This window comes from Microvirga mediterraneensis, assembly GCF_013520865.1.
Classification (GTDB): domain Bacteria; phylum Pseudomonadota; class Alphaproteobacteria; order Rhizobiales; family Beijerinckiaceae; genus Microvirga; species Microvirga mediterraneensis.
In genome coordinates this window covers 29,552-49,774 of record NZ_JACDXJ010000001.1, presented here as the reverse complement: position 1 = coordinate 49,774, position 20,223 = coordinate 29,552, and the positions used below count along the sequence as shown (strand labels likewise).

The 20,223-nt window shown below is 62.9% G+C and carries 11 protein-coding genes; 6 read left to right on the top strand and 5 right to left on the bottom strand.

Annotation, left to right across the window (positions count from 1 at the left end; translation table 11 throughout):
- Positions 1 to 307: 307 nt before the first annotated feature.
- Both H0S73_RS00175 and H0S73_RS26210 read right to left on the bottom strand, forming a co-directional pair.
- Positions 308 to 964, bottom strand: coding sequence for a response regulator (locus H0S73_RS00175; protein ID WP_181050240.1), 657 nt, complete (start codon positions 962 to 964; stop codon positions 308 to 310).
- Positions 954 to 2,288: an ATP-binding protein gene (locus H0S73_RS26210; RefSeq protein WP_181050239.1), complete on the bottom strand. Its 1,335-nt coding sequence runs from the start codon at positions 2,286 to 2,288 to the stop codon at positions 954 to 956. Before H0S73_RS26210 ends, H0S73_RS00175 begins: the two co-directional genes overlap by 11 nt.
- A gap of 480 nt (positions 2,289 to 2,768) precedes the next feature.
- Between H0S73_RS26210 and H0S73_RS00165 the strand changes: the two genes are divergently transcribed.
- The 3 genes from H0S73_RS00165 (at position 2,769) to H0S73_RS00155 (ending at position 13,532) form a co-directional block, all read left to right on the top strand.
- The gene (locus H0S73_RS00165) at positions 2,769 to 10,316 is read left to right on the top strand and encodes a peroxidase family protein (RefSeq protein ID WP_181050238.1); all 7,548 of its coding nucleotides are present in this window, start codon (positions 2,769 to 2,771) and stop codon (positions 10,314 to 10,316) included.
- 148 nt (positions 10,317 to 10,464) lie between these two features.
- Entirely contained in the window at positions 10,465 to 12,225 is a 1,761-nt protein-coding gene (locus H0S73_RS00160) for a type I secretion system permease/ATPase (protein ID WP_181050237.1), read from the top strand.
- Positions 12,222 to 13,532, top strand: a complete 1,311-nt coding sequence (locus tag H0S73_RS00155; RefSeq protein WP_181050236.1) for an HlyD family type I secretion periplasmic adaptor subunit — start codon at positions 12,222 to 12,224, stop codon at positions 13,530 to 13,532. Before H0S73_RS00160 ends, H0S73_RS00155 begins: the two co-directional genes overlap by 4 nt.
- Before the next feature lie 60 nt (positions 13,533 to 13,592).
- Here H0S73_RS00155 and H0S73_RS00150 read toward each other — a convergent pair whose 3' ends face one another.
- Positions 13,593 to 14,327 carry a GntR family transcriptional regulator gene (locus H0S73_RS00150; protein WP_181050235.1) on the bottom strand — a complete coding sequence of 245 codons (735 nt, stop codon included), beginning with the start codon at positions 14,325 to 14,327 and terminating at the stop codon, positions 13,593 to 13,595.
- Between the two features lie 127 nt (positions 14,328 to 14,454).
- On the opposite strand from H0S73_RS00150, the gene H0S73_RS00145 reads away from it, so the two are divergent.
- The 3 genes from H0S73_RS00145 (at position 14,455) to H0S73_RS00135 (ending at position 17,766) form a co-directional block, all read left to right on the top strand.
- Complete coding sequence (locus tag H0S73_RS00145; protein WP_181050234.1) at positions 14,455 to 15,381, top strand: dihydrodipicolinate synthase family protein; 927 nt, start codon at positions 14,455 to 14,457, stop codon at positions 15,379 to 15,381.
- A gap of 78 nt (positions 15,382 to 15,459) precedes the next feature.
- Positions 15,460 to 16,482: a 4-hydroxyproline epimerase gene (locus H0S73_RS00140; RefSeq protein WP_181050233.1), complete on the top strand. Its 1,023-nt coding sequence runs from the start codon at positions 15,460 to 15,462 to the stop codon at positions 16,480 to 16,482.
- 48 nt (positions 16,483 to 16,530) lie between these two features.
- Positions 16,531 to 17,766: an NAD(P)/FAD-dependent oxidoreductase gene (locus H0S73_RS00135; protein WP_181050232.1), complete on the top strand. Its 1,236-nt coding sequence runs from the start codon at positions 16,531 to 16,533 to the stop codon at positions 17,764 to 17,766.
- A 62-nt stretch (positions 17,767 to 17,828) separates the two neighbouring features.
- On the opposite strand, the gene H0S73_RS00130 is transcribed toward H0S73_RS00135, so the two are convergent.
- Both H0S73_RS00130 and H0S73_RS00125 read right to left on the bottom strand, forming a co-directional pair.
- Complete coding sequence (locus tag H0S73_RS00130; protein ID WP_181050231.1) at positions 17,829 to 18,056, bottom strand: hypothetical protein; 228 nt, start codon at positions 18,054 to 18,056, stop codon at positions 17,829 to 17,831.
- A gap of 131 nt (positions 18,057 to 18,187) precedes the next feature.
- On the bottom strand, positions 18,188 to 20,062 hold the full coding sequence (locus H0S73_RS00125) for a sugar-binding domain-containing protein (RefSeq protein WP_181050230.1): 1,875 nt from the start codon (positions 20,060 to 20,062) through the stop codon (positions 18,188 to 18,190).
- Between the last annotated feature and the right edge of the window lie 161 nt (positions 20,063 to 20,223).

The window sequence follows — 20,223 nt, the reverse complement described above, 5'->3', positions numbered from 1 at the left end:
CCCCCCAGTTCCAATATGGTGTGCTGCCAGAAAATCATGCAGCCAACTATCATGTACTCAATGGTGCTCTCATGGAGCCTCATCACTCTCTCAGAATACTGACCCAAGGTTGTATTCAGCAATATCTATGAAGTGACAAGGCGCGACCGCCTAAGCCCCTTAGGCATTATCCCCGAAGAGGTATGGCTTTCCTCTATAATAGCCACATGGAACATGCCCGAAGCATCGGATCCAAAAGCGGGCTTTCACTCATGGGATCGACCCGAACGATGACCAGTCCTGATCTCGGGAAAGGATGCCATCCAGGTCACCGCTTCCCCGAAATGCGATCCGAAGCCAGCATCGCCGCTTCCACGCGATTGCGAACTTGAAGCTTATCCATAACGGACGTCACGTACCCCTTGACGGTCTTTTCGGTAAGCCCGAGCTCATCGCCTATCACCCTGTTGCTGAGACCTTGCAGAATGAGCATCAGGATCTGTTCTTCACGGTCGGAAAGCTCAGGAAACCGCCGCTGTGAACCTGACGAAGTGCTTTCCCCGACACCTCTCGCCATGATGAGTTGCGCCGCAAAACTCGGTGATACGTAGTTCTGGCCCTGATGGATCGACCTGATCGCATTCACGAGCTCTGAGCTTCCCGTGCCTTTCAGGAGGTAGCCCTTGGCTCCTTTCCTCAAGGCGCTTCGTACTTCATCTTCATCATCGACGACGGTCAGCATCAGCGTCTTGGTCGCTGGGCAACGTTGCGCGATCTTCGCCACGGCATTGATACCCCCTCCCGGCATGTTCATATCCAGGAGAATAACGTCCGGGGCGTGATCCTGGGCGATTTGGAGGGCATCCTGGGCACTTTTGCCTTCCCCGACGACCTCGATGTCGGGCTCCGATTCCAGCGCGAATACGACGCCATCCCTGTAAAGAGGGTGATCGTCGACAACACCGACGCGAATTCTAGGCTGCATCCGCATCCCCTTCGTCAAGCAAAGGCAGAGACGCCTTGATACGTGTTCCGTTGCCAGGGACGCTCTTGATGCTCAATGCTCCTCCGATACTTTCAATTCTATCCTTAAGGCTGGCCAGTCCCAGGCGAGGCTCGCTCAGGGCAAGGCTCGCATCGCGTATGCCCGGTCCCTTATCCGCCACTTCGACGGTTACGGTCACTCCATCCCAACTGACTTCGACCAGCTGCTCCTGGCCCTCGGCATGCTTGAAGGCATTGTTCAGACCTTCCTGAAGGTAGCGGCACAAGGCAATCTTGACGAATTGTGATGCCTTGTCCGGGAGATCCGCGATCTGGCAGGAAATCGTCGTTCCCGTTCGGCGCTCATGCTGACGGATCATGAACATCAATGCGTCCCTGAGCGTCATGGTTTGAATCTCCGGCAGAAGCAGTCCTTTGCAGATGTTGCGCGTATCGGTGAGCGCGTCGGCAAGAGCCTTCTGGATCTTATGAAGGTTATCACGCTCTCCTTCTGCTCCCTGGATCCGGTCGATCCGCAGCAATGCGAGGCTGATCAACTGCGCGACCCCATCATGCAGGTCATAGCCCATTCGCCGCATCACGCGCTCGTTGTCTTCCGTGGCGTTCTGAGCCGCGCGCTCAATTCGACTTTGCAGGATCCGATTCTGCCGAAGCAGCTCGGAGAGCTGAGAGACGCGTTCCTTCAGCGCGGCGCGCTGTCGGTCGATGGTCTTGCTCCCATGGGCGACGATGATGAACAGGCAGCCCATCATGTTCAGAGTGATCAAGGCTGTTGCGAGCCAAGCCTTCCATTCCGACGCTGCGAGTTCGGAGTTCAGCCTCTCCGCGCGCTCATGAAACTCGACGACGGCGATGATATCGCCGGTCTCGAAGTTCCTGATGGGGGCGAAGACCTTGAGGAGAGGAAGCCCGCTGAAGCGCTCGGCAATCTCCTCGTCTCCAGGGATGTCGTCGAATTCCGCGGCGATCGTCCCGGACCACGCTTTTTGAGAAGCGGAAGGTGGAGTGAATTTCTTGCCGATGAGATCAGGCTCGCCGCTATGAATGATCAATCCGTCGCGGTTCCAAACTCTGACCGAGGTGATGCTTGCCTGGAAGTCGGGTCTTTCCATCGCCTGGTTGAGGCCCTGGATGCTGCTGGCCGGGAGAATGTTCCCTGAAAGATTCTGGAGATGAGGGGCGATGAAGGCGTTGATGTAGAGTGCCGTCGAGGCGGCTTTGACCTCGGCGACGCTCTTCTCGATCTGCCATGAGACGAAAGTACCCATGGCGAACATTCCGGTCAGCATGACGGCGAATGCCACCAGGAGGAATTGTCTGGCAAGACTTCTCCTCTTCCGCCGTCTCGTCCTCGACGGTCTTCCAAACCTCAATTTCTCGAGAACAAGCACAGCGACGATCCCTCCGGCCCCGGACCGTTGCCTTCTCATACAGGGTCAGGATCTAGAGATCCCTCTAAAGTAAGGCGCAGCCTCCTAGTGGGTAAAGACTATCCCGAAGAGGTAGCTTTCCATCGCAAGAGATGACCTGGGAACGCCGGTTCGCGTTCGGGCGAGGACAGGAGGAGCTGGTGGTTTGGTGCCGACTCGCTTGGCGATGCAGCGCCGACTTCCGACCATGGTCGGTCGACCGACCAAAGTCCGAGATGTGCTTGCGACCATGATAGGACTGAGGGACCAGGGATCGGATTCGGACCTCAGGCCGTATAGTTAAGAGCCCCTTAATTCGCCCAGAATGTGTCCAGGTGCCGTCAACTTTGCGGCGATGACTTGGAGGGGACGACAATGGTGAATCTGGTCAAGCATGATCTCGACTTCATCCTGAAACAGATCAAGATTGCGGAGCGGCACGCTGACGGTGAGGATCTGGCAGCCCTCGTGGCGGAAGCGGGAGGTCTCGATCCCAATGCCGCCACCACGCCGACCCAAGCGTTCCTGCTGCCCTACGGTCTGCGTACAGTCGACGGCACCTACAACAATCTCGTCGAGGGACGGGAGACCTGGGGCGCGGCCGACCAGCCGTTTCCCGACATGTCGAGCCCGGACTACGTGAACGAGGGCGACGACTCCATGATGTTCGGCACGCCAGCCAATCCGGTGTGGCTGACGAACAACAATTATACGCCCGGATCGGCCACGGGATCGCCGATGCTGGAACCCGGCACCGTCGTCGACGCCGACCCGCGCCTGATCTCCAATCTCGTCGCCGATCAGACCCTCGGCAATCCCGCCGCCATCGGGGCGGCGCTGACCTATGCCGGGATCACGGGCGCGGCTCAGATGGCTGCCATCAAGCAGATCCAGGATGCTCGCGCAGCCATTGCCGACGCTATTGCGGAATCCGGGTCGGCATCCGGCGCCATCGCGGCGCTCCAGAATGCCGTTGCCGCAGCGACGACGGCTGTCGTCGCGGCCCAAGCCACTCTTGCGACGGCACAGGAGGTGAATCAAACAAACCAGGGTCTTCTTGCGGCGGCGCAGCTTGAGCTCGCCGATGCGCAGACGGCGTTCGACGAAGCCCAGGCCATTTTCGACAGCCTCATTGCCGGTGGCGTCACGCCGGATGAACAGGCCGCCTTCGACGAAGCGAATGCCAATCTGCTCGTCGTCCAGCAGGCTTTGTACGACAAGCAGCAGATCAAGGACGAAGCGCAGACGAATGCTGACGCCTCTGCAGGCGCGGTTGCGACTGCCCAGAGCACACTGGCGGCGAAGAATGCGGAACTCACGACGGCGCAAGGCAACCTGACCTCTGGTCAGACGAACGCTCAGGACGCGACGGCCGCCGTCGACGCGGCGAAGAATGCGTTGTCCGACCTTCTCGCCGAGAAGGGCATCGTAATGGACGGGGACACCGTCCTCATCCCGAACGTTTCGCCCGACATCGGCGACTCGGCGCCGTACAATTCGCTGTTCACCCTCTTCGGCCAATTCTTCGACCACGGTCTCGACCTGATCGCCAAGGGGGGCAGCGGTACCGTCTATATCCCGCTTTCGCCGGATGATCCGCTCTACAACCCGGCGACGCCTCATACCAACTTCATGGTCATGACGCGCGCCAGCCGCGACGCCGACGGCGATACCGTCAATGTGACCACGCCGTGGGTCGACCAGAACCAGACCTATACCTCGCATGCCTCGCACCAGGTCTTCCTGCGCGAGTATACGACCGATGCGAGCGGCAAGACGGTTGCCACCGGACGGCTGCTCGACGGCGACAGGGGGCTTGCCACCTGGGCTGACGTCAAGGAGCAGGCGCGCACCATGCTCGGCATCGACCTGACCGACGCCAATGTCGGCAAGGTTCCTCTGCTGCGTACGGACCCTTACGGAAACTTTATCCCCGATCCCCAGACGGGTTTCGCGCAGGTCATCGTCGGCCTCGGCCCTGACGGTGTTCCGAACACGTCAGACGACATCGTGATTTCGGGCACGCCGGACGCTCCTGTGAGTCTCGTGAATGCGGTCCTCACCGGGCACGCGTTCCTCGACGACATTGCTCACGCGGCGGTTCCCGTCATCGTGGGGGGAGTTCTTCAGAAGGACGGCGACAGTGCCGTTGGCTACGCGAATGCGGACGGGAGCACGACCGGGCTCGTGAATTCACGCGGCTCGAACACGGCCTACGATAACGAGTTGCTCGACTCGCACTACATCACGGGTGACGGCCGCGGCAACGAGAACGTCGGCCTGACGGCGATCCACCACGTCTTCCACTCCGAGCACAACCACCTCGTCGACCAGGTCAAGTCGGTGGTCCTCTCCAGCGGCGATCTCGCCTTCCTGAACGAGTGGCTTCGCGTCCCGGTTTCTGCCATCCCCACGGATCCCGCGGCCATTTCCGGCCTTCAATGGGATGGCGAGCGCCTGTTCCAGGCTGCCCGCTTCACGAACGAAATGGAGTACCAGCACCTCGTCTTCGAGGAGTTCGCCCGCAAGATGCAGCCCGACGTGGACGCCTTCGTGTTCGAGCCGTCGGTCGATATCAATCCGGCGATCTTCGCGGAGTTCGCCCAGGCCGTATACCGCTTCGGCCACTCGATGCTCAACGAGAATATCGATACCATCGACGCCAACGGCAACCCGTTCTCGACGAAGCTGTTCGACGGGTTCCTCAATCCGCTGGCCTTCGGAGCGACCGATGCGAACGGCAACGTGACCCTCGACCACGATCATGCGGCCGGGGCGATCATGCGGGGTATGTCCCGTCAGCACGGCAACGAGATCGACGAATTCGTCACGCACGTGCTGCGCAACCAGCTGGTCGGCATCCCGCTCGACCTCGCCGCCCTGAACATCGCCCGCGGCCGCGATCTCGGCCTGCCGTCCCTGAACGAGGCTCGCGCGCAATTCTACCAGATGTCCGGGCAGGATTCGCAGCTCAAGGCCTATGTGAGCTGGACCGACTTCGCCCTCAACCTGCAGAATTCGCTGTCGATCATCAACTTCATCGCGGCCTACGGAAAGCACCCGCTGCTCGAGGCTGCGACCACCCTCGAGGCCAAAAGGGCTGCGGCGACGCTGCTCGTGCTCGGCGGAACCGGCGCTCCGGCGGATCGCCTCGACTTTCTCAACGCGACGGGCGCATGGACCGCCCAGAACTCGGGTCTCAACGATGTCGACCTTTGGATCGGCGGTCTCGCCGAGAAGAAGATGGACTTCGGCGGCATGCTCGGCTCGACCTTCTCCTTCGTCTTCGAGACCCAGATGGAGAGCCTTCAGGATGCCGATCGGTTCTACTACCTCTCCCGCGTCCAGGGACTGAACCTCCTCAACGAGCTTGAAAACAACTCGATGACGGACATCATCATGCGCAACACCGACCTCGGCGATGAGGGCCGGACGGCGCTTCCGGGAGACATCTTCGCCACGCCCGCCTACACGCTCGAGATCATCCGGTCGAAGCAGATCGGCGCCGACCCGGTCTGGGACAATCCCATCCTCCAGGCGCTCACGCCGCTGGTGGTGCGCAAGGACATCGACGGCGACGGCGATGACGACGTCCTCGTCTACAACGGCACCGACCATGTGGTCATGGGCGGTTCTGCCGAGGACGACTATATCGTGGCCGGTGAGGGCGACGACACCGTCTGGGGCTACGAGGGCAACGACACCATCGAGGCCGGATACGGCGTCGACATCATCCACGGCGGCAAAGGCGACGACATCATCACGAATGCCGGCACCGATATCGGCATGACGGACAAGCTCCATGGCGAGGAGGGCAACGACGTCATCCAGGGCGGCAGCGGCTTGGCGTTGCTCTTCGGCAACCAGGGCCAGGATTTCCTGATCGCCGGGCCGGACGGAAAGCAGGCCTTCGGCGGAACGGACAACGACTTCATCCTCGGCGGCGACGGCGGCGACTTCCTGCTCGGCAACGAGGGTGACGACTGGATCGAAGGTGGTGCCCGGTTCGACGTCATTGCCGGTGAGAACTCGGAACTGTTCTTCAACTCCACCATCATCGGTCACGACGTGCTCAATGGCGGCGCCAGCGATACGGACTACGATGCCGAATCCGGCGACGACATCATGTTCCAGGGCGAGGGAATCCAGCGCAACAACGGTATGGCCGGCTTCGACTGGGCGATCCACAAGGGCGATGCCGTCGCGGCGAATTCCGACCTCGGTATCCCGATCTTCGACAACCAGGAGGCCTTCATCCTTCGCGACCGCTTCGATCTGGTCGAGGGTCTGTCGGGCTGGAAGCACAACGATATCCTCACCGGACGTGTCGCGGCGGTGAACACCCGGGCGGAGGCGACGGGAACGGCCGCGATCCCAGGCCCCGACTCGCCGCTCGAATCCTTCTCCAACGACCTGTTGCAGAAGAACGTCCACCTGATCGACGGCCTGGACCAGCTGGTGGCCCATCGCGTCCGGATCCCGGTTGTGGATACACAAGGCAACCCCGTCCGCGACAAGGACGGCAACCCCGAGCTGATCGTGCTCGATACCTCACAGGCCGCGGACATCATCCTCGGCGGCGGCGGCAGCGACACCATCAAGGGCTTTGCCGGTGACGACATCATCGATGGCGACAAGTGGCTCAACGTGCGGATCCGGATCGTCAAGGACGGCGTCGCCTATACGGCGGACGGGATGACGGAGAAGGTCTACCTCGAGTCCGATTACGCCTACGGGGCTCCGAGAGCTGGAGCCACCGCCCAGTTCGGCGGCAAGACCCTCGACGCCCTGATGCTCAGCGCGACCCTCAACCCGGGTCAGCTCAGCATCGTCCGTGAGATCGTCGACGGCGACCTGAACAACAGTGCCATCGACGTGGCGGTCTACGGCGACGTTCGGGCAAACTACACCATCACGAGCAATGCCGACGGCAGCGTCACCGTCCAGCACGTGACGGTGACGGTCGAGACCGACCCGACCACGGGCAACAACCGCATCTCGGACGGAACCGATCGCCTCTTCAACATCGAGAAGTTGCGCTTCGCCGACGTTGAAGTGAATGTGACCCCGCCGAAGCTGTCTCTCCACGCTTTCGACGCGGGCGGCAATCACGCGGACAACTTCACGTCCGCATCCTACAGCCGGTCCGACGGGTCCCGTCCGTGGGCGACAAACTGGATCGAGACCGGCGATGACGGCAGCGCCACATCGACCATCGGGCAGATCCAGATCACGAACGGCGCCCTGCGGTTCGACCAGGGTGACGGCGCCAGCATCCAGCGCGGCCTTGACCTCGCGGGTGTCGCCACGGCGCGGCTGACCTACTCGCTCGCCGAGCAGGGCCTGGATATCGGCGAGCAGGTCGAGGTCTGGTTCTCGAGGGATGGCGCAGCCTGGACGCTGATCGAAACCATCGGGGGGAACACCAACGGCGGGAACCGGGGTTACGACATCTCCGGGCCGTTCACGGCAGGTGCCGCGATCCGCTTCGTGGCGTCGGGCATCAACGCATTCAACGAGTTCGTGAACATCGACAATCTGTCGGTCAGCGTCCTAGTCCCGGCCGCCGCCCCGACCGTCAACTATGCGACCTCCTTCACCGAGGGCGGCGCGGCGGTGGCGATATCGAGCAACCCCGGGATCGTCGACGATGCGGCGCAGATGGTGTCCGCCCGGATCGTGCTGACCAATGCCCAGGCTGCGGACGAGCTCAACGTCGGCACCCTGCCCGCAGGAATATCGGCGACCATCGACACCTCGGTGGCGGGCCGGATCACCGTAAACTTGACGGGCGCGGCATCCCTGGCCGCCTATCAGAGGGCGATCCAGGCGGTGACGTTCGACAACAACTCGAACGATCCGGTCGCGGGAAACCGCGTCATCCAGGTGACGGTGAATGATGGTCTCATGGACAGCAACGTCGCGACGACCACGGTCAACGTGGTCTCGGTCAATGATCCGGTCAGCGCAAACAACGATAGCATCATCACCAACATCGTGAATGGTTCGATCGTGGTGCCGGAATGGGTGCTGCTGTCGAACGACACCGACCCGGATGGCCCGGCACTGGACATCACGGCCGTGAGCAATCCGAATGGCCTCGGCAACCTGTCCCTGACTACGAATCCCGGCTCCGTGACCTTCACGGATACTGGGACCGCCGGTGGTTCCTTCACCTACACCGTCAGCGACGGGGGGAACCCGGTCCGTACCGCCGCGGCAAGTGTCACGGTGACACGGGACACGAACCCGGTCGATGGTACGGCAGGAAACAACATCCTGATCGGTGACGGGGCCGGCAGCACCTTCGACGGGCATACCGGAAACGACACGATCCTGGCCGGTGCCGGAAACGATACCATCGTCTGGAACGCGACCTCCACGACGATCTTCGGCATCACGTTCGAGACCTCTCAGGATGGGCATGACTTCGCTGACGGCGGAGATGGCGTCGATACTTTCGACGTGAATGGAAACGGACTGTCCGAGACGTTCCGGGTGTATTCCCGCGATGCCGCGATCGCGGCGGGCATCACCAATCTCGTTGCTGCCACGGAGATCGTCATCACCCGCACGGTGAACGGCAACACCTCCGTCATCGCCGAGCTCGACAACATCGAGGAAATCGTCATCGGGACCCGCGAGGTTACGGTGCCGGGCGGCCCTGTCGGAGGCAGTGCCGGTGGGAACGACACCGTGCAAGTCATCGGCGACTTCACGGGAACGAGCCTGGCCCTGAACACCATCACGGTGAACGGGACCAGCGATGCCGATACGGTCGACATTTCCCAGCTCACCTCGGCGCACCGGATCCTGTTCCGCTCCAAAGGCGGCAACGATACCATCATCGGCACGCTGCGGGAGCAGGACGTGATCGAGCTCGAGCCCGGTCGCAAGGCTGACGAGTACGAGTGGGAGGACAACGAGGACGGGACGACGACGATCACCTCCGGCGTCCATCGGGTGACCTTCCGGTGTGAGGGAGGGCGCAGACCGAACCTTTGCGAAGTCCCGCTGACGCCTCAACCTGAGACCCCGACAAACCCCGGAACTCCGACGGTTACCAATCCGCCAGCGGACTCCGTCACGCCGACGACGCCGGATAATCCGAGCAACCCGATCCCGGTCTCTCCGACCCAGCCGGAGGCGCCTGTCAACCTCGCTCTCAAGGGCACCTCGCGAAGCGAGACCCTCAGGGGTGACGACGGCAACGACCGGCTGGACGGCGGTCGTGGCCATGACAAGCTCCATGGCGATGCCGGAGACGACCGACTGATCGGCGGAGACGGCAACGATCGTCTTGATGGCGGCACCGGCAACGACCGGATGGAAGGCGGCAGGGGCAACGATGTCTACATCGTCGACAGTGCCGGCGACCGGGTCATCGAGCGCAGCGGCCAGGGCGTCGATACGGTCAGGAGCAGCGTGTCCTACTCGCTTGCCGGCACTCACGTGGAGAAGCTCGTCCTGACCGGATCGGGCAACATCAACGGCACCGGCAACCACCTTGACAACAGCCTCACGGGCAATGGCGGGAACAACGCCCTCAAGGGTGGCTCGGGCAACGATGTGCTCAAAGGCATGGCCGGCGACGACCAGCTCCATGGCGGATCCGGAAAGGACAAACTCTACGGTGGATCGGGCAATGATCTGCTGAAGGGCGGATCCGGCAACGACCGCCTGACCGGTGGTTCGGGACAGGACACCTTCGTCTTCGAGAAGAACGGCGGCTGGGACACGGTCACCGATTTCCGGAACGGCCAGGACAGGATAGACGCGAGGGGCCTCGCCGGCGTTGACAAAGTGTCTGATCTGACCGTGGCGCAGGTCGGCCACGATGCGATGGTCTCACACGGTTCCGACATCCTCATCCTGAAGGGTGTCAACGCATCCGATCTCGACAACAGCGACTTCATCTTCTGATGCGGTTTGTCTGAGATCGCGATGGTCCCGCCGGGAGGGTTCGCCCCCCAAAATTCTCCCGGCGGGATCCCATACCAAAGTATTTCTACAATTTCCCCGATGTCGAAGCTGAGCACCGCAGCCGGTGCGCTCTTCCGAGGCTACGCCGATGACCAATCCGCTTAAGGGCCGTCTCAGTATCGTCGCTTCCTGCCGTGGCGCTTTCCTCGGCGTCGCGGTGCTGAGCGGCTTGATCAACCTGCTCTATCTTTCGGGATCCATCTTCATGATGGAGGTTTACGACCGGGTCCTGCCCAGCCGCAGCATCCCGACACTGGTCGGGCTCTCCATCATCATCGTCGTGCTCTACCTCTTTCAAGGCCTGTTCGACATGGTGCGGGGCCGGATCCTTGCCCGGGTGGGCGCCGCGCTCGATGAGGATCTGAGTCAGAAAGTCTTTCAAGGCCAGCTTGCCGCCCCGATCAAGGGCAAGGCGGAAGGCGACGGGCAGCAGCCTCTCCGCGACCTCGATCAGCTGCGGGCCTTCCTCGCCGGGGGCGGTCCGTCTGCGCTCTTCGACCTGCCGTGGATGCCGCTTTACCTGTTCATATGCTTTGCGTTCCATCCGTGGCTCGGGGCGGTCGCCCTGGGAGGCGCGATCGTCCTCGTCGCCTTCACGCTTCTGACCGAGTTCTTCACGCGGGAGGCCTCGAAGGCCGCAGTCGGCGCCGCTCTGGTCCGGAACGGAATCTCCGACGGTGCGCGCCGAAACGCGGAGGTCGTCCACGCCATGGGAATGGCGCAGCGGATCGGTGCCCGCTGGGGCCAGGCCAACGCGACTTATCTCGCGTATCAGCAGAAGACATCCGACGTGGCCGGCGGCTTCGGCGCCATGTCGAAGGTGCTGAGAATGCTGCTGCAATCGGCGGTTCTTGCACTCGGCGCCTACCTCGTCATCGACGGCCAGGCGACGGGCGGCATCATGATCGCCAGTTCGATCCTGACGTCGCGGGCTTTGGCGCCGGTCGAACTCGCCATCGCCAACTGGAAAGGCTTCGTGAGCGCCCGCCAGGGCTGGCATCGGCTCAAGACCCTTCTCGAGGCCAATGCACGCGCCGAAGCCCCTTTGAAGCTGCCCGCGCCACGATCCGTTCTCTCCGTCGAGAATGCGGGAACGGGCGCACCGGGCGGTCAGAGATTTGCCATCCAGGATGCGGTGTTTCAACTGAATGCGGGAAGTGGCCTGGGGGTCATTGGGCCGAGCGCATCCGGAAAGTCGTCCCTCGCCCGCATGATCGTCGGCGTCTGGCCGACATGGCGGGGCAAGGTCCGCCTCGACGGGGCAGCGCTGGAGCAGTGGCTGCCGGAAGACCTGGGACGCCACATCGGCTACCTGCCGCAGGACGTCGAACTCTTCGCCGGGAGCGTGGCGCAGAACATTGCGCGCTTCGATTCGGATCCGAAGCCCGAGGACATCATCGAGGCCGCCAAGTCCGCCAATGTGCATGAGATGATCCTTCAGCTCCCGGACGGCTATGAAACGCAGGTCGGTGAAGCCGGGGCCGCTCTGTCCGGCGGACAGCGGCAACGCATCGCTCTGGCCCGCGCCCTCTACGGCAATCCGTTCCTTGTGGTGCTCGACGAGCCGAACTCCAATCTCGACAACGAGGGAGAGCAGGCGCTGACGGCGGCCATCATGAGCATCAGGGCGCGGGGAGGAGTCGTGATCGTGATCGCTCACCGTCCCAGCGCCCTCGCGGGAGTCGACATGGTCCTCGTGATGGGCGAGGGGCATGTGCAGACCTTCGGCCCCAAGGAGGAGGTGCTGAGCAGGGTTTTGCGCCCCGTGCCGGCGGCGCAATCGCCCGAACCGCGGGCCACTCCCGTCACATCCCTGAAAGTCGTCGAAGATCTGGGAGTTGCCTCATGAGCCCCGCGAAGACTGCAAGCGCTCGCGTTTCCATTCGCCGTCATACTCTGCTCGGCCTGTCGGCAGCCCTCCTTCTCGTCGGCGGGCTGGGCGGCTGGGCCGTGGTGACGGAGCTGTCCGGAGCCGTCGTGGCGCCGGGAGCCGTGGTGGTGGACAGTCACGTCAAGAAGGTCCAGCATCCGACAGGCGGCGTCGTGGGCGAGATTTATGCCCGGGACGGCGACCGCGTCCGAGCGGGAGACATTGTGATCCGGCTTGACGAGACGGTCGCACGTGCCAATCTCGCCATGGTGTCGAAGAGCCTGGAGGAGCTCGCGGCTCGCCAGGGACGCCTTGAGACCGAGCGCGATGGCGTGAATGAAATCGTCTTCCCGGCGGCTCTCAGAAGCCGTCTCGACGAGACCGAGATCGCCGAACTGACGCGAAGCGAGAGCCGGGTCTTCGAGTCCCGCCGCGAAGCCCGCGACGGTCAGAAGGCGCAGCTCAAGGAGCGCATCGCACAATTGCAGGAGCAGATCGACGGGCTCGATCTCCAGGCGGCCGCCAAGGCCGACGAGATCCAGCTGATCCAGAGCGAGCTGAGCGGCGTCGAGCAGCTCTGGCGAAAGAATCTGGTTCCGATCACCCGCGTGACGGCCCTCAAGCGGGAGGAGACGCGCCTGCGCGGCGAGCGCGGGCAACTCATCTCGAACATCGCGCAGTCGAAGGGCCGGATCAGTGAAACCGCACTCCAGATCCTGCAGATCGAGCAGGATCTCAAAAGCGAAGTCTCGAAGGAGCTGCGTGAGGTCCAGGCCAAGATCGCGGAACTGATCGAGCGCCGCGTGGCGGCCGAGGATCAGTTGAAGCGGATCGACATCCGGGCGCCGCAGGACGGGTTCGTGCATCAATCGATGGTCCACACGGTGGGCGGCGTCATCAATGCGGGAGAGCCGCTGATGATGATCGTTCCCGAGGCCGACGAGCTTTCGATCGAGGTCAAGGTGTCGCCGCAGGACATCGATCAGCTGCGGCCCGGGCTCGATACGGTCCTGCGGCTCTCGGCCTTCAACCAGCGCACCACGCCGGAGATCAAAGGCAGGGTGAGCCTGATCGCCGCCGACCTTGTGACGGACCAACGCTCGGGCGTTCAGTATTATCCGGTGCGCGTGGCCTTCGCGGACGGGGAGCGGGATCGCCTCGGCGCTCTCAAGCTGGTGCCCGGCATGCCGGTGGAGGGCTTCATCCAGACCGGCTACCGCACGGTCTTCTCGTATCTGACGAAGCCCATCGCGGACAACATGGCAAAAGCCTTCCGCGAGGAATGAACAATTCTCGAACCGGAGTCGCGCGACTCCGGTTCGCCTGCCGCGCCGGACTGGCGTCGCTCAATCCCGAACCGGCATTTGCGGTGTTCGGCTGCCATCGGTCCTCTGATGACCTTCGATGTAGGTCCGCAGGGATTTCCCCACATCCTCGATATGCGTTCTCAGAAGAGAACATGCCTCTGCGATCTGCCCGTTCTCGCAGAGACGCAGGAGCTCGGCGTGCTCCGTCTCCGCGCGCTTCATGCCGTCCGTGAGGGAGAGCTGCAGCCGGGTATGCCTGTCGCATTCCTGCAGGAGGTTGGCGACGATCGCCAATGTGCGAGGCTGCCCGGCATGACGGTACAGCAGCATGTGGAACTGCGTATTCAGTTCGCCCCATCGCCGGACATGCTTTGCGCGAAGCTCCGCGCTGTATTCCTGAAGGATCTCATTGAGCCTTTCATAATCGTCCGGAGTCAGCTGCCGGGCGGAGGCCTCCAGAAGGCGGGGCTCGAGCAGAGCCCGGAGCGTAAACAGCTCCTGGACTTCCTCCATGGAAAGCCCTGACACGATGGCGCCCCGGTGGGGGTGGATCTTGACCAAGCCCTCTGCTTCGAGCTGCATCAGGGCCTCTCGGACGGGAATGCGGCTCACGCCGAACTCGCCCGCCAAGGCATCCTGTCGCAGCGGAAAGCCCGCCTTGAACTCACCATCGAGAATCCGCTCCCGCAGGCTTTCAGCCACGGCAGCGGCAATCGTCCGATGCTGAAGGGACTTCTGCGCAGTCCGGGGGGATGGCTTGCTTTCAAGAGTCATGAATCGGGCTATCGCTGAATTGCCAAGAACGCTTCCATAGCAGCATCCCACGAGTTTGGCTTGACAAGGTATATTTTATACAATCTACAATAATGGCATTGAATGTCGAGAGTGGGAGAAGGGTGTAATGGCGAGAATCGGTTGGGAAGGGGTGTTTCCTGCGGTGACCACCCAGTTCAAGTCGAACTACGACTTGGATATCGAGGCTACGGCCAAGGTGATGGACGGCTTGATCCGGGACGGCGTCTCCGGGCTGATCGTCTGCGGAACGGTCGGCGAAAACACGTCGCTCAGCCGCTCGGAAAAGGTGGCCGTGATGGAAACGGCGAAGGCCGTCTCCGGAGGCCGTGTGCCGGTGATCGCCGGGATCGCCGAATTCACCACCCCATTCGCCTGCGAGGTCGCGAAGGAGGCCGCCCGCGTGGGCCTCGACGGCGTCATGGTCATGCCCGCACTCGTCTATTCCTCGAAGCCGCACGAGACGGCCGCGCATTTCCGCGGCGTTGCCAAGGCGACCGATCTGCCGGTGATGGTTTACAACAACCCGCCGATCTACAAGAATGACGTGACGCCCGAGATTCTGGTCTCGCTCGCCGATTGCGAAACCGTCGTGTGCTTCAAGGATTCCTCCGGCGACACGCGCCGCTTCACCGACACGCGCAACATGGTCGGTGACCGCTTCGTGCTGTTCGCGGGGCTCGACGACGTGGTGGTCGAAAGCGTGATGCTCGGCGCGCAAGGCTGGATCTCCGGCATGTCGAACGCCTTCCCGCAGGAAGGCGAGACCCTGTTCCGGCTCGCGAAAGCCGGGCGCTACGAAGAGGCGCGGGCCCTCTATGATTGGTTCATGCCGCTGCTGCACCTCGATGCCCGCCCCGATCTCGTGCAGTGCATCAAGCTGTGCGAGGCGATCATGGGCCGTGGTTCGGAATTGACGCGCCCCCCGCGTCTTGCTCTGAGCGCTGAGGAACGCGCCGAGGTCCAGGCTGTCATGGACAAGGCGCTGAAGAATCGTCCGGTTCTTCCCGATGTCGGGTTGAAGTCCGCCGCCTGATGAAGACGCCGCGGAGGGTCTTGATATCCTCCGCCCGTTCTGTTGTCGTTATCCATCTCACGATCAGCGAGCGCAGCGATGGCACGCCATACCTTCTTTTGCATCGACGGCCACACCTGCGGAAACCCCGTTCGCGTGGTTTCCGGTGGCAGCATCCCGCAGTTGAAGGGCGGCACGATGTTCGAGCGTCGCCAGCATTTCCTGGCGGAATACGACTGGATCCGAACCGGCCTGATGTTCGAGCCCCGCGGACACGACATGATGTCCGGCTCGATCCTATATCCGCCGACGCGTCCCGATTGCGATGTCGGGATCCTGTTCATCGAGACATCCGGGTGTCTCCCCATGTGCGGACATGGGACGATCGGGACAGTGACCATCGCGCTCGAGAACGGCCTGATCCATCCCAAGACACCGGGGCTCCTGCGTCTCGATACGCCGGCCGGCGTGGTCGAGGCCCGCTATGAACAGAACGGCCCCTTCATCGAGCGGGTCCGCATCACCAATATTCCGTCCTTCCTCTATGGGACCGGCTACGAGGTCGAGGTGGAGGGGCTCGGGCATCTGACGGTGGATGTCGCCTATGGCGGTAATTTCTACGCCATCGTCGAGCCGCAGCCGCTCTATTCCGATCTGGCCGGCATCGATCCCTCGGACGTCCTGCGCTGGAGCCCCAAACTGCGGGATGCCTTCAATGCGCGTTACCGGATCGCGCATCCGGAGAACCCGGACATCAACCGTCTGACCCACGTTCTGTGGACCGGGCGCGCGCAGACCGCAGACGGGACGGCCCGCAACGCCGTGTTCTACGGCGACAAGGCCATCGACCGTTCGCCGTGCGGGACGGGGACATCGGCCCGCATGGCCCATCTCGCGGCGCGCGGCGAGCTGAAGGAGGGCGATGCATTCGTCCATGAGAGCATCATCGGGTCCACCTTCGTCGGACGCATCGAGGGGCGGGCAAAGGTCGGAGACCGGGATTCGATCATTCCCTCCATCGAGGGCTGGGCGCGGGTGACGGGATTCAATACGATCATCATCGACGAGCGCGATCCCTTCGCGAAAGGGTTCCAGGTCGTGGATCGGCCGTCACGCGCCTGACGGGGAAGCGTCAAAGGCGGATCGAACTTTCCCCTGAATGGATGCACGATGCGGATCGCGATTGTCGGAGCTGGAATCGTCGGCCTCGCGGCCGCTCACGCCCTTCTGGATCGGGGACATGAGGTCGTTCTGATCGATCCGGGCGGCCAGACCGCTCGGCCGACGGATGGCAATGCCGGCTGGATCGCTCATACCGACATCATGCCGCTGGCTTCTCCCAAGGTCTGGAGGAACCTTCCGAACTGGCTGATGGATCCGCTGGGTCCCCTCACCATCAGGCCCGCCTACCTTCCCGCCCTGACGCCATGGCTGATGCGCTTCGTGCTGGCGTCGTCCCCCCGGCGGATCAAGGCCAGCATGGCCGCAATCCGCGCCATCAACGCCGAAGCGCTGCCTTCCTGGAAGAGGCTGCTGTCCTCGCTGGATTTGAACGCGCATCTACGCGAGAAGGGCATTCTCTCCGTCTGGAAGAAGCAGGAGGCCTTTCTGCGGGCCAAGGACGTTCTCGATCGCCAGCGTGACCTCGGCATCGGAGTCGAGATTCTCGATCAAGAGCAACTCGCAAACTTGGAGCCCGCGCTCCATAACGTCGAGGCAGGCGTGCTCTTCCCGGAAGCGTGCCACATCTCCGATCCCGCCCATTTGGCGTCGGATCTAAAAAGGCTTGCTCTCGCACGCGGCGCGCAGCTAGTGGCCGCTCGCGTCCTGGCGCTGGAGCCGGACGATGCCGCGATCCACATCCGGATGGAGGGCGCGGCGAACGCGGTCGTTGCCGACAGGGCTGTCATCGCCGCGGGTGTCTGGTCCCGGCCGCTTGCGAAGATGCTGGGAGACGATGTCCCCCTCGACACCGAGCGCGGCTACAATGCCACGTATCCTAAGGGCTCATTCGGCCTTGATCGCCCCGTCATGTTCGAGGGCGAGGGTTTCGTCACGACGCCGCTCGATACCGGCGACAGGGTCGGGGGTGCCGTCGAATTCGCCGGTTTGGACGCCAAGCCCAACCATGATCGCACGTCGGCGATGATCGCACGGCTCCGGCGCTTTCTGCCCGACTTCAAAGCCGATCAGGATGCGAGGCGCTGGATGGGCTTTCGTCCATCCATTCCGGATTCCCTACCGGTGATCGGTCCTTCCAGGCGGGATCGCCGCATCGTCTACGCCTTCGGTCACGGCCATCATGGCTTGACCCAAGCTGCCGTCACATCGCGGCTGGTGGCGGATCTGATCGATGGGATGACCGGCGAAATCGATCTCAAACCCTATTCGGCGCAGCGCTTCTGAACTGGCATTCCCATCCAGAATTCAGCAGCGCCGATGCTTCGACCGATACGACTTAATAGGACTCATGCCGTCGGTTGAGGTGTCGTCGGCGTCACGGGAATTTCAGGAGGCGATGTCGGCGGCACGCCGATCGGTTCGCCGGGCGGCGGAATGTCTCCGGGCGTTGTCGGCGGCACGCCGATAGGCTCAGGCGGCGGACCCTCGGGCGGCGTGGGCGGGCTTACGGGGGCGGGATTGGGATCCGCCGGCGTCGGCTCCGGATAAGGCTGGTTCGGCAGGGGAATAGGCATTCAGGCGGCGCTCCGCTGTTGAGGCGTCTATCGGGTCCATAGGGGCAATCATCGGTGGAGCGCTAGGTTCCGGTCAAGCCAGGGGGCTTTATCGCCCGCGAGACGTCCCAGCATTCCAACTCGGCGTAAACCTATTCCTGCCCGCGCTCGCGCCGCCGCTGCTCGACCGCCTGTTTGATCAGCACATCGAGGATCTCGCTCGGCACCGCCTTCGACGGCCGGCTGTTAATGGCGCGCAGACGCTCGACATCGAACTTCGGCTCACGGTTGACGGTCAGAAGGCCATTGGTTTCCTGCGCGGTGTCGGTGAGCTGGGTGTAGCAGAACCCGGCAAGCGCCGTGGAGGCGAGCAGCGCATCGACGAGTTCCTCGTAGCGGTCAAGCAGGGCATCGGGGCTGGCGAATTGGCCGTATCCGAACCAATCCTCCGTGGCCTGCGGCACGAAGCCGAGCCCGCCGAACTCACTGATCACGATGGGTTTGTCCTCGATCTCGGTGCCTTCGCCCAGAAGAGGGTGGTGATGCGGTCGGACTTCGCGGAACGTGCGCGCGATGGTTTGCCGGTCGGCATAGCGCTCCCGCAGCAGGTCTCCGGTCATGGCATAGTCGTGTACGCCGAACACGTCGCCGACCGCGTGCTGCCAGCCGTCGTTGCCGATCACCGGGCGGGTGGGATCAACCGCCCGGGTGAGGTGATAAAGCGCGCTCACGAAGCTGCGCTGCTGCTCCGATCGGTCCAGGTCGGGCACGCCCCAGCTTTCGTTGAGGGGAACCCAGGTGATGATGCAGGGATGATTATAGTCGCGGCGGACGGCCTCCAGCCATTCGCGGGTGAGCATTTCCGCGGCGCGGTCCGAGTAGACATAGGCGTTGGCGGCCTCGCTCCAGACGAGCATGCCGAGCCGGTCGCACCAGTACAGGAAGCGCGGATCCTCAAGCTTCTGGTGAATGCGGACCCCGTTGAAGCCCAAGGATTGCGCCAGCTCGACCTCGCGTTTGAGGGCATCCGCATCCGGGGCGGTCAGGAGGGAATCCGGCCAGTAGTTCTGCGCCAGGACGAGGCGCAGGAATGTGGGAATGCCGTTGATGATGAAGCGTCCGTCGCGGGCTTCGATGCGGCGCAGGCCGAAATAGCTTTCGATGCGGTCGATGACGGTGCCGTTCCCGTCGATCAGTTCGATCTGCGCCTCGATGAGATTGGGATGCTCCGGCGCCCAGAGCAGGGTACGGCGCCGGCGGATCGCCGCATCGTTGATATCCAGCAGAATGTCCCGCCGCAGTTCGCGCCCTGAGAGCAGATAGGTATCGTCGACGAGAGTGCGCGTCGGCCTGTCCCCCTTCAATTGCACGCGCACTTTCCAGCCTGCGGGAGGCCTGCGATCGAGGCGCAGGACCAGCCCGACGCCGAAGCGGTCCACGTCCGGCGTCCAACGGAGCTCGGCGATGGCCACCTGGGGGGTCGGCTCCAGCCAGACGGGCTGCCAGATGCCGGTGGTGCGATGATACCAGATATAGCCTGGCTGCTCTTCCCAGTATTGTTTGCCGCGCGGCTGCTGGAGATCCCGGGGCTCGTCCTCGGCCCGAACCACGACAATCTGGGTTTCGCCGGGAACGAGCAGCGTGGTGATGTCGGCCGAAAACGGCGTCTGACCGCCTGTATGCTCGACCGCCATGCGGCCGTTGACCCAGATTGTCGCCTTGTAATCGACGGCGCCGAAATGAATGACGAGCCGATTGCGACGATCCGCCTCCTCGATCCGCACTTCGCGGCGGTACCAGACCACCGGATGAAAACCGGTTTCATGCACGCCGGACGATTTGCTCTCTGGGGCGAAGGGCACCAGGATCTCGCGGTCGAATGGCTCCGCCCGCTCGAACCAGCGTTCGGCAAGCCCCTCGTCGTGGTCGTCGAACGCGAAGCCCCATGGGCCGCAGAGATCGATCCAGCGTTCCCGGTGCAGCTGCGGGCGAGGATGGAGGTCGGCAGGAGCGATGGTCTCGGTCATGTCGCATGCGCTCGTTGTTTCGGTGCCGCTGTCGGGCAGGAGGCAGGCTTACCCCGTTCCCGACCAACGCATGAGGGCCGGGGAGGTTCTCAAGAGGGGGCTCGGGTGCAACTTTCCCGCATGTGAGTCGTTCACTAACTTGGATCACATGACGGCCGAGG